Origin of the sequence: Streptococcus sp. 17.1 (genome assembly GCF_016648655.1) — a bacterium.
In the GTDB taxonomy this organism is placed as follows: domain Bacteria; phylum Bacillota; class Bacilli; order Lactobacillales; family Streptococcaceae; genus Streptococcus; species Streptococcus salivarius_E.
In genome coordinates this window covers 50,869-64,934 of record NZ_JACLQM010000011.1, presented here as the reverse complement: position 1 = coordinate 64,934, position 14,066 = coordinate 50,869, and the positions used below count along the sequence as shown (strand labels likewise).

Annotated in this window: 11 protein-coding genes, 1 pseudogene and 1 other annotated feature; of the genes and pseudogenes, 3 read left to right on the top strand and 9 right to left on the bottom strand. The window is 38.8% G+C overall.

The window, feature by feature from the left end; all coding sequences use genetic code 11:
- Positions 1–205: 205 nt before the first annotated feature.
- A pseudogene (locus H7T99_RS10610) lies at positions 206–463 on the bottom strand (type II toxin-antitoxin system Phd/YefM family antitoxin).
- 946 nt (positions 464–1,409) lie between these two features.
- On the opposite strand from H7T99_RS10610, the gene H7T99_RS07635 reads away from it, so the two are divergent.
- Positions 1,410–2,153, top strand: coding sequence for a response regulator transcription factor (locus H7T99_RS07635; protein ID WP_002887222.1), 744 nt, complete (start codon positions 1,410–1,412; stop codon positions 2,151–2,153).
- Positions 2,154–2,162: 9 nt separating this feature from the next.
- Complete coding sequence (locus H7T99_RS07630) at positions 2,163–3,470, top strand: sensor histidine kinase (RefSeq protein ID WP_037602025.1); 1,308 nt, start codon at positions 2,163–2,165, stop codon at positions 3,468–3,470.
- Between the two features lie 239 nt (positions 3,471–3,709).
- On the opposite strand, the gene H7T99_RS07625 is transcribed toward H7T99_RS07630, so the two are convergent.
- Positions 3,710–4,276, bottom strand: coding sequence for a hypothetical protein (locus H7T99_RS07625; protein ID WP_037602023.1), 567 nt, complete (start codon positions 4,274–4,276; stop codon positions 3,710–3,712).
- Positions 4,277–4,679: 403 nt separating this feature from the next.
- Between H7T99_RS07625 and H7T99_RS07620 the strand changes: the two genes are divergently transcribed.
- A complete protein-coding gene (locus H7T99_RS07620; RefSeq protein ID WP_037602021.1) occupies positions 4,680–4,970 on the top strand; it encodes a hypothetical protein in 291 nt (96 codons plus the stop codon).
- A 102-nt stretch (positions 4,971–5,072) separates the two neighbouring features.
- Here H7T99_RS07620 and rplL read toward each other — a convergent pair whose 3' ends face one another.
- The 7 genes from rplL to carB form a co-directional block, all read right to left on the bottom strand.
- On the bottom strand, positions 5,073–5,441 hold the full coding sequence (rplL, locus tag H7T99_RS07615) for a 50S ribosomal protein L7/L12 (RefSeq protein ID WP_004183006.1): 369 nt from the start codon (positions 5,439–5,441) through the stop codon (positions 5,073–5,075).
- A gap of 74 nt (positions 5,442–5,515) precedes the next feature.
- Positions 5,516–6,019: a 50S ribosomal protein L10 gene (gene rplJ, locus H7T99_RS07610; protein WP_003095623.1), complete on the bottom strand. Its 504-nt coding sequence runs from the start codon at positions 6,017–6,019 to the stop codon at positions 5,516–5,518.
- Positions 6,020–6,050: 31 nt separating this feature from the next.
- Positions 6,051–6,187 (bottom strand) — a sequence feature (ribosomal protein L10 leader region).
- A gap of 122 nt (positions 6,188–6,309) precedes the next feature.
- The gene (locus H7T99_RS07605; protein WP_037602019.1) at positions 6,310–7,518 is read right to left on the bottom strand and encodes an ABC transporter permease; all 1,209 of its coding nucleotides are present in this window, start codon (positions 7,516–7,518) and stop codon (positions 6,310–6,312) included.
- A 9-nt stretch (positions 7,519–7,527) separates the two neighbouring features.
- Positions 7,528–8,214, bottom strand: coding sequence for an ABC transporter ATP-binding protein (locus tag H7T99_RS07600; RefSeq protein WP_207185330.1), 687 nt, complete (start codon positions 8,212–8,214; stop codon positions 7,528–7,530).
- 10 nt (positions 8,215–8,224) lie between these two features.
- Positions 8,225–9,478, bottom strand: coding sequence for an efflux RND transporter periplasmic adaptor subunit (locus H7T99_RS07595; protein WP_037602017.1), 1,254 nt, complete (start codon positions 9,476–9,478; stop codon positions 8,225–8,227).
- Between the two features lie 64 nt (positions 9,479–9,542).
- Positions 9,543–10,298, bottom strand: a complete 756-nt coding sequence (locus H7T99_RS07590; protein ID WP_037602015.1) for a class I SAM-dependent methyltransferase — start codon at positions 10,296–10,298, stop codon at positions 9,543–9,545.
- Positions 10,299–10,665: 367 nt separating this feature from the next.
- Complete coding sequence (gene carB / locus H7T99_RS07585; protein ID WP_037602013.1) at positions 10,666–13,845, bottom strand: carbamoyl-phosphate synthase large subunit; 3,180 nt, start codon at positions 13,843–13,845, stop codon at positions 10,666–10,668.
- Between the last annotated feature and the right edge of the window lie 221 nt (positions 13,846–14,066).

Genomic DNA, 14,066 nt, shown 5'->3' with positions numbered 1-14,066 from the left:
AGGGGGACTTTTTTGATACATCGCTAAAAGCTTTTCGGAACCACTAGCACAGCTAGTGGTTTTCGTGAGACAAAAAAGGGCGTGACAAGCACGCACATTACCTACATTCTAACAAATGAAAATATTAAAAGTAATAGAAAAAACCAGAGCTTATGCCCTAGTTTTCTATCTATTTTGCTATCACTAAATTATCTGTTTTATCGCTTCATTTAGCTAATTCCTTGAAGGCATCTAAATGACGAGACAAAACAGAGTTAGCCACATCGTCGACTGTGACCTACTCTGCAACTTCTGTCTCACCTTATTCTTTTTTAATTAAGGTGTCATATTCTACCAATACATACTTGGGCTTATTATTTTTTAGAATCACTGCAGTCCCCTTGCTGTCGACCATACGAGCAACTTTAGAAAAATTTTGGTTAGCTTCAGAAATGGGAACTAAATTTTCAAGATTAATCTGCATCATAATCCCCTCCCTAGATTTATCATAGCATTTTTTAGAGAAAACCAGTAAATAGGATATATTTGTCCTAGAAAGCGATTCTAAGACAATTAAAGTACATCCTTGTTTCAAAAGTTTGCAGATTTGAACTTCGTTTTGTTATAACATACATAAATAAACATTTGTTACGATAAAACATCGAAAAAACTATTTAATAGGTGATAAAAAATAACCTCCAATACATATTACATGTACATGGAGGTTAGTGCACCTTTTCGATATTAAAAAAATAATCTAGATAATCACTGATTTCATTAGAGGTATTCGCTAATGACTTTTTGATATCAATGACACCTAATAGTTCGAGATGTTCATTAAATATTTTGTTATAATCAATATTCGCTGTCAATAAAATAATTTGTGCATAAACGTTACTCCTCCTAATTTTTTTAACTTTTTTCCATAATTACAATTCTTTGTAAATGTGATAAAATAAAGAGTGTTAGTTGCTGTAGTAATCCTTATAGAATTAAAATGATTGTTAACTTTAACTTTTAACTTATATTTTTTAATATACTTTTTAACAGTTATCAACAACCAAAAGTGCCTCACAATATTGAACATACTTCACCTCCAATTCCTATTTTTATTATAGCTTGGTTATACCATTTAATTTGTCATATATCATAAACGGTTCATTTTTTGTCATTTACAGTAAAAGTATACCGATATAATAGTTTCTAGAACTGTTACGATATACCGGTTTTATGACTACTATCATTACTTAAAAGTTTCCATACTTATATGTGTACTGCATATTAGGGAAAATTATCTGTATTTGCAAAGAAACATGGATTTTTATTTAGACGTCCTAAAAAAACAAAACAAATATATTTTCATACTGGAAAAAGACTTCAATGTCTTTTACTACAGTACTAAATATTTTATCGAATGGAGAGTACACTAATTGTTAAATATTTTTATTTTAGAAGACGAATTTTTACAACAAACACGAATAGAGACCGTTATTAAGGATGTTATTGCAAAAAAATCTCTAAAATGTAAAGGACCTGAGATTTTTGGAAAACCTAGCCAGCTACTTGATGCGATTACCGAAAGAGGTTCTCATCAACTTTTCTTTTTAGATATTGAAATTAAAGGAGAAGAAAAAAAGGGGCTAGACATTGCGAAAGAAATTCGGAAAAAAGACCCTAATGCAACAATTGTTTTTGTAACAACACATTCAGAATTTATGCCAGTCACTTTTAAATATAGAGTTGCTGCACTAGATTTTATCGATAAAGCTTTGGATGATGAAGATTTTTATGAACGTGTTCATTTAGCAATTGAATATACCATGAATAAAATGGGTGCTACTATTGCCCAAGATTCATTTACTTTTGAAACAGCTACGGCTCAAGTTCAAGTTCCTTTTAACAATATCTTATTTTTTGAAACGTCTCCAACAATACATAAAGTTATTTTGCATACTAAAGAAGAACGAATGGAGTTCTACGCCAGTATTTCAGAAGTTGAACGAGCTGACGACCGCCTATATCGATGCCATCGTTCATTTATCGTTAATCCTGAAAATATCGTTAAGATCAATAAAGAAGAGAAAATGGTAATGTTTGAAAATAATAATGAATGTCCCATTTCCCGTACGAAATATAAGGGCCTCCTAGAAAAAGTTAAATCTCTGAAAAGCTAAGGTGTTTCTATGGATATAGTTATAAATTTATTGCTGTTCTATTCTAAGATATTAGTAGCATTGTTACTGTTTCAACAGGTTAGTAACCAACCAATCAAACCTTTGTGGTGTATTATTGGTCCATTTTTGTATGTTCTACTCCTCATCATATGTCCTCCTGTTGGGTACTTTACTTTCTTTTTTATCTTTATTGCTTATAACATATATCAAAATAAGTATGGTAGTAAAACACTTGATATTTTTTATGGCTTGTACCCCGTTATCGTTGAAAGCTTGCTAGGTAGAATGTTAGGATTCTACGTTTTTCCTCTACTAGGAGTCTCTGTCTTCAATGAAGTCAAACTAAGTTGGTATGATATCTTAATTGAATTACTGGTTTTCCCTCTTCATTTACTCATAGTAAAATCTCTTAGGTTAGATTTTAACGAAATAAAAGAAGGTTTCAAGCGTTACTATTTCAAGTATTTATTATTACTGACCAACATCTCTATGTTTGTATATATGTTCTTAGTTTCTATATTGGTTATTTATAGAGACAAATTAGCTGATGCAGATAACTGGAGAGGACATATTAATAACTTTTATATTGTTCTGTTTTTTGTAATGCTACTCTATCTCAATGCAATTTCAAAAGAAAAACTAGAGAAGGAAATTATTGATCAAAAAGATACTCAACTAAATGAACTATCTATCTATAGCCATCATGTTGAATCACTTTATGAGGAAATTAGAAGTTTCCGTCATGACTACATTAATATTTTGACCAGTCTAAAATTAGGAATTGATAATCAAGATATTGAAGCTATTAAAACTGTTTACAATGGCGTACTTAGAGATAGTGCAAACCAATTCTATGATAGTAAGTTTGATATTGTTAAACTTAGTAATATTAAGAATGATGCTATCAAAAGTATTCTTTCCGCTAAATTACTTGAGGCACAAAATAGGGGAATTTCAATTTCTGTTGAGATTGAAGAACCTGTTAGTAATTTTAGGATAGAATTACTAGATTTCATAACTGTTCTTTCTGTCCTTTGTGATAATGCCATTGAAGCCACCATTAAAGCCACAAGTCCTAGAATGACTGTTGTTTTCATAAATAATGATGATTCATTGGTACTTATCGTTGAAAATAGTATAAAATCAGAAAAAGTGGATGTTAGTCATATTTTTGCTAGGGGGTACTCTAGTAAAGGGGAAGGAAGAGGCCTTGGGTTACATAATGTAAATAGCATATTGGAAAAATACCCTAAATCTACGATTACCACTCGTAGTGCAAATCATCTCTTTTCTCAAACTATCAGATTTTGTAAGTAAGTCTCAACTTTTAACTTTAACCTCTTTAATCGACTTAGGTTTTGCATTTGAATAGTCTGTTTCTAGTATTTTTGCTACATAACTTAATAATTTTGGGGACCACTAGCATAGCTAGTGGTTTTCGTAAGACCAAAAAAAGACAGTAACTTCAGAATAGTTACTGTCTTTTTTTATTTCATGTTTATCTTAAAGCCTTGATAGACTTGAAAAGTGGTTTATAAAGACTTCTTAATCATTTATCAATGCCCTACATCTGAATATGAAATATAATAACGTTGCCCATCTTTGACAAAACTATACCAGTTTCCATCAGGTAAAATTTCATATTTATCCCAATCAACATCACCTGCAGGCATTTTAGAAACAACCCCACTGTCTTTATCTGGTGCAGCATATACAGGGGTTTCCTCATCAAGTGTCAATGTTCCAGAAGTAGCTGTCCAAGCACCTCGACCACCTTCAACTCCTCCAACTTGAGAAGTTGGTGTTGTTGCTTCAGCCACTTGCCCACCATCTGTGGTACCTGCTTGAGCTTGTTCTTGAGAAGAAGTTTTAGGTGCTACTGCTGAAGCCTGATTGTCATTTTCTTCATTTGAAACTGCTGAAGATGATGATTGAGCTGCTTTCTTATCCTTCTTAACAGCTTTACTTGAGCTAGAAGATGATTTCTTAACCGTCCTGACTGAGCTACTACTTGAGCTAACACGTGCCGACTCATGAGTATTAAACTTAGTCACTAAGAAGATAGCGAGGATAACTACAATAAGAGCTGATAGGATACCAATGAGTTTAGTTGTTGTTTTCATGATTGACGTTCCTTTTCTTATGATTTACAAGATTAGTATAATATAAAGACAACTAAAGTTTCATTGAAGTCATAAACTGTAGTTTTTTCGTCATAAAAGGACAACTTCTTCTATTTTTAGCATCTATTTTAAATGATAGTCTTTATAATATTATTCGTCATGATACAGAATTAAATGAAAAACTTGCACAACACGAATGAGATTACTTAGAGGGTGAAAGACGTGATCCAGCCCCTACTTTGCTATTTGGATATGACGCTAAAACAGATAATGAATCAGATTTTCGTTGTGAAGAATTGACTATTGAAAATGAAAATTTATAAAAAGGGTAGTTCTCGTATTTTTTCTACGACTAATATCAAACATAATATATTTAGAAAAATTGAAAATAAGGAGATAATAAATGATAAATCATGTCAATTCCCAAATAAAAAATAGGAGAAGAAATACAGTTATTGCAAGAGGAAAAATCATAAATATAGAACATAATGAGGATTACTCTTACTTAAAATTATTTATTCGAAATGGCGCTGGACTAAGACATACTTACTTAACATTTAGATATGATCCAAAAATATTTTATATTAGTAAAAATCAATATGTGATAATTACAGCACATATTGAAAATAAACAAAACCAGTCTAAAATAGAAAAACAAAAACTGCCAAAGAATTTTTGGCAGTTTTTTTGGTAGGGAACCTATTAATTCAAACAGTTTCTCATAATCGCTTATCGTAAAAAAAACCAGAGCTAATGCCCTGGTTTTCTTTATTAAGCGACTTGAGTCGTCACCTTATTATTTAAGAGTAACTGAAGCTCCAGCTTCTTCAAGTTTAGCTTTGATTTCTTCAGCTTCAGCTGCAGCAACACCTTCTTTAATAACTGATGGTGCACCGTCAACGATAGCTTTAGCTTCTTTAAGACCTTCGCCTGTGATTTCACGTACAACTTTGATAACGCCAACTTTTTTGTCGCCTGCAGATGTCAATTCAACGTCGAATGAATCTTTAGCAGCACCAGCGTCAGCAGCACCAGCTGCAGCAGCAGCTACAGGAGCAGCAGCAGTTACGCCAAACTCTTCTTCGATAGCTTTTACAAGGTCGTTCAATTCAAGGATTGAAGCTTCTTTAATTTCAGCAATAATGTTTTCAATGTTCAATGCCATTGTGATTTCCTCCAAATGTGTTTTTTAATATAGTGTTTTAAACGTAGCTTAGGCTACGAGTTGTGAAGATGGGCTTATGCAGCACCGTCTTCTTTGCTTTCTGCAACCGCTTTGACAGCGTATGCAACGTTGCGCACTGGCGCTTGAAGTACAGAAAGGAGCATAGAAAGCATACCTTCTTTGTTTGGAAGTGATGCAAGAGCGTTGATTTCTTCGACTGAAGTGAACGCACCGTCAACAACACCACCTTTGATTTCAAGAGCTTCTGCGTCTTTAGCAAATTCGCTAATAACTTTTGCTGGTGCGATAACATCTTCGTTTGAGAATGCTACTGCAGATGGACCAACAAAAAGTTCTTTAAGGTCTTCAAGACCTGCTTCTTCAGCTGCACGGCTCAAGATAGAGTTTTTGATAACTTTAAATTCAACGCCTGATTCACGAAGATTACGACGAAGAACTGTATCTTGGTCAACTGTAAGTCCACGAGAGTCAACAACAACGATAGATGCTGCTGCTTTCATTTTCTCAGCGACGATAGCAACCTGTTCAGCTTTCTTAGCAATAATAGCTTCACTCATTAGTAGTTTTACCTCCGTTTTTATTTTTGGGCTAGGCACAAAAAAATCGTACCTAAACCTAGACACGAAAGTACAATACGTTACAAAAAAATAGTTACGTTTTGTGCCTCGGTTGGATGTTTACGAGTCTTGCTCCCCAACTGTCTTAGGTCAGTTTTTTCAAACCTTATTTATAATATCATGACCTAAATCAGACGTCAAGAAAAAAATGCAATTTTTTTATTTTTTTCTCTTTCTTTTTTCGAAGACCATAAAACCTCTCAAAATCTAAAGATTTCAAGAGGTTATTTCTAATCATACCTAAGGGCTTCGATAGGATCGAGTTTCGAAGCTTTATTAGCCGGTAGGAGACCAAAGATAATCCCTACAGCTGCTGAGAAGGCTATGCTTCCCATGGCTACACCAAGAGAAACCGTCGCTTTAAGGTCCATGGCATTCCCAATTGGACCAACGACTAGGGCTGCAAAGCCTAGCCCAATCAAACCTCCCAGAATAGTCAGAACCATCGACTCAATCAAAAACTGGGTCAAGATTTTACGACGTGTAGCACCTAAAGCCTTACGAAGACCAATCTCTCGTGTCCGCTCAGTTACCGAAACCAACATGATGTTCATAACACCGATTCCGCCAACTAATAATGAAATCCCAGCAATAGCTCCGACAACGGTGGTAATGGTTCCAAAGATCGTATTCACCTGATCTAGGGTCGAACTCATATCTGCCGCCTTATATTCTCCATTGTCATCTTGGGCCAACTGGGTCAAGCGTTTAGCAGCATCCTTAGCAACGCTACTACTATTTTTCACATCGGTCACATGGAAAAAAATCTGGCCAATAGCATCAGTGTTATTTTCAGCCGCTAACTGGGTATTGGCCACAAGAGCTGTTCCAATTTCACCATAGGCACCGATTGCTGTGTCTTTATTCTTATAAACACCAATCACACGATAATCATTGTTCCCAATAGTAACCACTTGGTTAAGGGCATCCCCATTCGTCTCAAAGAGTTTTTTAGCCACCATCTGATCAATGACAATAACTCGTGAAAAGTTTTTATAATCATTGTCTTGCAAGGAACGTCCTGTCAACATCTCTAACTTTTTAGCTTTAAAGTAGCCCTGACTGGCACCTGTGATATTAACATTCTTAACAGTCTTTTTTTGTAGGGAGATAGAGGAAGTTAGGCTGTTAGTCACAAAATAACTATCAATACCAGGCGTCTGCCTAGCCACTTGCTCCAACCAAACTTCTTTAACCGGTTTGGTAGGTTGTGCCAAATCTGCATAGGCAGGATCTAGCTCCTCACCCTTGGCTTCATAGTAAACTTGAACTGTATCCTTGTCACCAGTCACACTATCGGTAACACTCTGACGCATTCCATTTCCTAGCCCCATGATAAGTACTACCGCAGCAACACCAATGATGATTCCCAACATGGTCAGGAAGGACCTCATCTTGTGTGAACGGATAGAACTAAGAGCAAATTTCCAATTTTCCATTCTTACCTCCTAGTCAATCCGAACGCTATCAGTCGTGTCTTGAGTGATTTCACCATCACGAATGACAATCTTACGTCGGGCATAGTCTGCAATCTCTGGCTCATGAGTAACCATGATGATAGTCTTTCCTTCACGGTTCAGCTGGGTTAAGAGCTCCATAATCTGCATCCCTGTCTTGGTATCAAGAGCACCCGTAGGTTCATCCGCTAAAATGATTGCCGGATCGTTAGACAGTGCACGCGCGATGGCAACCCTCTGCTTCTGTCCACCAGACAACTCTGACGGTAGGTGATGGCTACGGTCTGACAAGCCGACTTTTTCCAAGAATTGTTGCGCCCTTTGTTTGCGTTCGCGTGGAGATTTCCCTGCATAAATCAAAGGAAGCTCTACGTTCTTTTGGGCACTTAACTTTGGCAAGAGAAAAAACTGTTGAAAGATAAAGCCAATCTGGTCATTTCTTACCTTGGCTAGACGATTTTCAGAGAGATCAGCCACATCCTCGCCCTCGAGTTGATAGGAACCTGTAGTCGGTTGGTCAAGAAGACCGATAATATTCATAAGGGTTGATTTCCCTGATCCAGAAGGGCCCATGATTGCCACAAAGTCCCCTTCTTCTACCGATAAGTCAATCCCCTTAAGGACCTGCAAGGACTCTTGACCATTTTTGAAAGACTTGGTGATACTCTTTAAAACCATAAGTGCTGGCTTAGTCACTAGACCTCACCTCTTCTCCACTAATGTCTTTTGATTGTTTGCTATCAGCATCCGTCACATCTTTTAGGGTTTCGCCATCCTTAAAGGATTTATCTGCCTTGGTGATAACTTTTTGACCTTCTTTAAGTCCTGAAGCAATTTCCTGTTGCTTGGCATCCGCATTACCAAGTTTGACCTTGACTTGCTTGATTTTCTGAGTTTCATCATCGTAAACCCAGACATAGTTGTCAGAGCCTTTCTTGGTCACAGCAGTTACAGGAACCAACAAGGCATCATCATCTTTTGTCACTTCGAGAGATACATTAAAACCTTGTTTCAGTTTTCCGATAGGACTAGTCAATTGAACCTTGTATTCATACTGAGAACCTGACTGACCTGAGGTGCCAGATGTCCCCGTTGACTGGTTGGCATTTTGCTTAGGATAATTGGAAACATAGCTGACCTTCCCTGTCCAAGTTTGGTCTGGGTATACTTTGGAAGTAATCTTGACCTTTTGCCCCACTGAAATATTTGGGATGTCATATTCTGTTAAGGTCCCTTGAATCTCAAATTGGCCTTCACTTGTCACATGAACTAGGGTTTGGCTCTCTTTTGAAGCAGGGTCCACAGAGTCCGCGACTTCTACGACTGTCCCATTAGCATCTGAAACAATGACTGTTTGGTTGAGAACATCTTGTGCCTTTTCTAGCTCTGATGCTGCATTTGCAATGGCATCATTATAATCTTGCAAGGTTTGGTAATTACTTGCCTCGGTTTGCTGACGCTGTTGAGGACTAACGGTAGTTGTCGAATCATCCTCATCCGAATCACTACTTGTTTGTGCTGAAGCCCCAGGAGCCGTCCCATACTGTTGGAAATAATTACGGTCACGAACTGCCTTATTGTAGGCACGACTAGCCGTATCATAAGCCGCTTGGGCTGAGGTGCTATCGTATTGGACCAGTTGCTGACCGACGCTAACTTCCTCACCCACAGAGACTGTTACAGTGGCATTGCGTCCAATGGTATTGTCAAAATAAACATACTGTTCCGACTGAGCCTTCACCATGCCAGTCAGAAGGGTCGACGAGGCTAGCTGCCCCTTAGTTACCTTACTTGCTGTAGGGGACTCAGAAGCCTTATCTTTCTTGCCACCACCTGCAAAAAGGTTAAAGCCTAGGACCAAAAGGACAAGGAAGCCAATTCCTCCAATGATCCAAACTCTTTTTTTATTTTTAAATAACTTTGGACTGATTTTCTTTCGCATATGTCTCTCTTTTCTTTTTTGTATCACATAAATAAAACAATTGTAATACTTTTAACTTTCAGTGTCAATGGCCTTCGCTTACATCCATGACACCATAATGCAGCTTTTGATTGGGCCGAACCTGGCGTTCAAAACCAAGTTCTTCAAAAACGGTATCTCGAAAATGTGCCTTGATTATAATTTTTTCCCGTGCAACACGTTTAGCTTCTTTTAGCCATTCTTCTGTCAGACGGCTACCATTGGCCAGAGGTTTGATAGCTTGTAGATTTTCTGATTCCTTGATAGTCTCTGAAAACATAGGATCAGCATAAATGATATCAAAAGAGTGATCAGCCTGAGACTTCAAAAAGGATAAGCTATCGCTCTTAATGGTCTTAATAGACCGCATCGCTTTTTCAAGTTGCTTGTCATCTGTCTGATAAGTGGCCAGACCACGAGAAACTACCTGAAAAATCACTTCTTGACTCTCAAGGGCAGTCACCTTATTTCCCGCTGCCGCCATAACTAGACTATCGGAAGCCAGCCCCATGGTCGTGTCGAGAATAGACTTGCTAGACGAACCCAAAAGATTGACTAGAGCATCGTGTGGTGCCTTAATCCGAAGAACTGCCGTATCTGGATGAAAGGACAGCTCACTGCCATCCTCATTGACAAAAGACAATCTGTCTTTATATAGAAGATAAAAGGGGTCAAATCGCTCTAAACATTTCGCCAAGGATAACTTGCGACGAGGCTGGTAGTCAGCTCCCAGTTCGTGGGCCAATTCTTGGGCACGCGCAATCAAGGCCTCATTTTCACGTAAAGATGTGGTAATAATCATGTTTCTAGTATAGCAGAATCTTAGGAAACAAAACCATAGTCTTAGCTTTCATTTTAATTTGATAGCTTACATTTGTGTAAGAAAAAAGCCCCCAGTAAGGCTGAGACTCAGAACATAATTAAACTATTTTTAAATATGAAATAGATTTTGCGAACCTAGTAAGCTTATACCGAGACTTTTCGTAGTGATAAAAACGTCTGAAACGATTAGTTTCAGGCGTTCGGAAGTTTTGAGACTTCCGGCTCAAAACTGAGTCATGGAACTTCGCAGAAGGTCGCTGACGACCGTCATCACTTAAGAAAAGTCTCAAAAGAAAACTTTGTCTTCAAAAAAAAAGCCCCAGCAAAGCTGAGACTCTATTTCGTGATTAGATAGCTTCTGTTGTAAAGCTACGGCTTTCAAGCACACGCACCATAGCATCTGCTGTGTCAAGCGCTGTGAAGAGTGGAATTCCAGCTTCAATAGCTGAGCTACGGATAGCTGCTCCGTCTTCGTCATAAGTACGTTTGTTACCAACCGTATTGATAATAGCTTGCGCTTTACCTGTACGAACGAGGGCTGGAATGTCGTTATCGTCATTTTCACCCAATTTGTTAACAAGCGTTGCGTGAACCCCGTGTTCATTCAAGAACTTGGCTGTTCCTTCAGTGGCGTAGATACCATAACCGATAGCGTCGAAACGACGAGCCAAGTCAAGGGCTTCTTCTTTAGTATCATCATGAATAGTAAAGATAACATTACCAAAGGTTGGCAAGTGGAGGTAAGATGCTTCAAAGGCTTTGTAGAGCGCTTTTTCAAGAGTCGCATCTGTACCCATAACTTCACCAGTTGATTTCATTTCAGGTCCAAGGAGGCTATCTACCTTAGCCAATTTTGTGAATGAGAAGACTGGTGCTTTGACATGGACATGGTTGCTTTCTGGGTAAAGACCATCTTTGTAACCTTGCTCAGCCAATGATTTACCAAGAATCAAGTTTGTAGCAACTTGAGCCATTGGGATATCAGTCACCTTAGACAAGAATGGTACGGTACGACTGGCACGTGGGTTAACCTCGATAACATAGACAGTTTCGTCCTTAATAACGAACTGAATGTTCATCATACCAATACAGTTAAGACCGATAGCCAAGCGTTTAGTGTAATCAGCGATAGTCTCTTGGATTTTCTTAGAGAGAGTTTGTGGAGGGTAAACTGCCATTGAGTCCCCTGAGTGAACCCCTGCACGTTCGATGTGTTCCATAATACCTGGAATCAAGACATCCTTACCATCAGAGATGGCATCCACTTCACACTCACGTCCAATGATATAGCTATCAACAAGGACTGGATGGTCCGGACTTGCCTTAACGGCTGTACGCATGTAAGAACGAAGGTCATCTTCATTTTCAACGATTTCCATGGCACGTCCACCCAAAACGTATGATGGACGAACAAGAACTGGGAAGCCAATCTTACGAGCTGCTTCAACCGCTTCTTCTTCATTTGTCGCTGTTTGTCCTGGTGGTTGTGGGATATCGAGGTCTTTAAGGGCTTGTTCAAAAAGGTCACGGTCTTCGGCACGGTCAAGGTCAGCAACCTGTGTACCCAAGATTTTCACACCAGCTTTAGACAATGGCTCTGCCAAGTTAATGGCTGTTTGACCACCAAACTGAACCACGACACCTTTAGGTTGTTCCAATTCGATAACGTTCATCACGTCTTCGAAGGTCAATGGTTCGAAGTAAAGTTTATCTGAAACTGAGAAGTCTGTTGAAACCGTCTCAGGGTTAGAGTTCATGATGATGGCTTCGTAACCTGCAGCCTGGATAGCTTTCACAGAGTGAACTGTCGCATAGTCGAACTCAACCCCTTGTCCGATACGGATAGGTCCTGAACCAAGAACGATGACAGATTCTTTATCAGATTTGATTGATTCATTTTCCCACTCGTAAGTTGAGTAGAAATATGGTGTTGATGACTCGAACTCAGCCGCACAGGTATCAACCATCTTGTAAACAGGAACAATGTTATTTTCCAAACGTGTCGCACGAACTTGGTCAGCTGTTTGATTCCAAAGATCAGCAATCTTACGATCAGAGAAACCGTTACGTTTAGCTTCTTTCAAAACATCAACATCGCCTACGTGAGTAGCCAATTCTTGTTCCAATTCGAAGATATGGAGCAATTTGTCGAGGAAGAAGATATCAATCTTAGTCAACTCTGACAATTCTTCAATAGTATAACCACGACGGATGGCTTCAGAAAGGTAGAAGAGACGGTCGTCTTGAGCTTTGACAATCTTTTCAACCAAGGCGTCGTCTGTGACGTCCGCAAGTTCAGGCATTTCATTGTGGTAAACACCGATTTCAAGTGAACGGCAGGCTTTAAGAAGTGACTCTTCGATGTTACGACCGATAGCCATAACTTCACCAGTTGCTTTCATTTGAGTACCAAGACGACGTTCCCCGTGTTCAAATTTATCAAATGGGAAACGCGGAATCTTAGCAACCACATAGTCAAGAGCTGGCTCAAACATAGCGTAAGTTGTACCAGTGACTGGGTTAATCATTTCATCAAGTGTCAAACCAACAGCAATCTTGGCTGCCAATTTGGCGATTGGGTAACCAGTTGCTTTTGAGGCAAGGGCTGATGAACGAGACACACGTGGGTTTACTTCGATAACATAGTACTTGAAGCTATTAGGGTCAAGAGCCAACTGTACGTTACAACCACCCTCAATTTTAAGGGCACGAATAATCTTCAAGCTGGCATCACGAAGCATTTGGTTTTCAATATCTGACAAGGTTTGCGTTGGAGCAAATACAATTGAGTCCCCTGTGTGGATACCAACTGGGTCAAAGTTTTCCATGTTACATACCACAAGAGCATTGTCTGCGGCATCACGCATAACTTCGTATTCGATTTCTTTGAAACCAGCGATAGAACGTTCAATCAAACATTGGGTTACTGGTGACAATTTCAATCCATTTTCAGCGATTTCACGAAGTTCTTCTTCATTGGCACACATACCTCCACCAGTACCACCAAGGGTAAAGGCTGGACGAACGATAACTGGGTAGCCAATCTCTGACGCAAAGGCAACTGCTTCTTCAACCGTATTTACAATCTCTGATTCTGGAATTGGTTGTTCCAAATCTTCCATCAATTGTTTGAAGAGGTCACGGTCTTCGGCTTGGTCAATCGCAGACAATTTTGTTCCCAAAAGCTCTACTCCAAGCTCATCAAGAATGCCAGCTTTTGACAATTCCATTGCCATGTTCAAACCAGTTTGTCCACCAAGTGTTGGCAAGAGGGCATCAGGACGCTCTTTACGAAGAATACGTGTGACAAACTCAAGCGTAATTGGTTCAATGTAAACCTTGTCTGCGATTTCTTTATCAGTCATGATAGTCGCAGGGTTAGAGTTAACAAGAACAACACTGTAGCCTTCTTCTTTCAAGGCCAAGCAGGCTTGCGTACCAGCGTAGTCAAACTCAGCAGCCTGACCAATGATGATAGGACCAGACCCGATAACCATAATTTTTTTAATATCAGAACGTTTAGGCATAATTTATGATACAAAGCCCGTTAAGGACCCAGTGAAAATAGGAAACGTGACGACGACGCCTAAGCGTTCTAGTCACCGTTTATCTTTTTCACACAGTCCTTAGGGCGTGTTCACTTCCGTGAACCTGTATCTTCTCCTTTCTATTTGACAACTCTCTGGTTGTCATTAAATAAGGTAGTAGACTGGGGCGAACAAGAGTCACACCCCACTATAGTCACTAG

Excerpts from the sequence above, each read along its gene's own strand:
- H7T99_RS07630 (WP_037602025.1), top strand. The coding sequence starts at position 2,163 with ATGGATATAGTTATAAATTTATTGCTGTTCTATTCTAAGATATTAGTA.
- H7T99_RS07625 (WP_037602023.1), bottom strand. The coding sequence starts at position 4,276 with ATGAAAACAACAACTAAACTCATTGGTATCCTATCAGCTCTTATTGTA.
- H7T99_RS07620 (WP_037602021.1), top strand. The coding sequence starts at position 4,680 with ATGATAAATCATGTCAATTCCCAAATAAAAAATAGGAGAAGAAATACA.
- rplL (WP_004183006.1), bottom strand. The coding sequence starts at position 5,441 with ATGGCATTGAACATTGAAAACATTATTGCTGAAATTAAAGAAGCTTCA.
- rplJ (WP_003095623.1), bottom strand. The coding sequence starts at position 6,019 with ATGAGTGAAGCTATTATTGCTAAGAAAGCTGAACAGGTTGCTATCGTC.
- H7T99_RS07605 (WP_037602019.1), bottom strand. The coding sequence starts at position 7,518 with ATGGAAAATTGGAAATTTGCTCTTAGTTCTATCCGTTCACACAAGATG.
- H7T99_RS07600 (WP_207185330.1), bottom strand. The coding sequence starts at position 8,214 with ATGGTTTTAAAGAGTATCACCAAGTCTTTCAAAAATGGTCAAGAGTCC.
- H7T99_RS07595 (WP_037602017.1), bottom strand. The coding sequence starts at position 9,478 with ATGCGAAAGAAAATCAGTCCAAAGTTATTTAAAAATAAAAAAAGAGTT.
- H7T99_RS07590 (WP_037602015.1), bottom strand. The coding sequence starts at position 10,298 with ATGATTATTACCACATCTTTACGTGAAAATGAGGCCTTGATTGCGCGT.
- carB (WP_037602013.1), bottom strand. The coding sequence starts at position 13,845 with ATGCCTAAACGTTCTGATATTAAAAAAATTATGGTTATCGGGTCTGGT.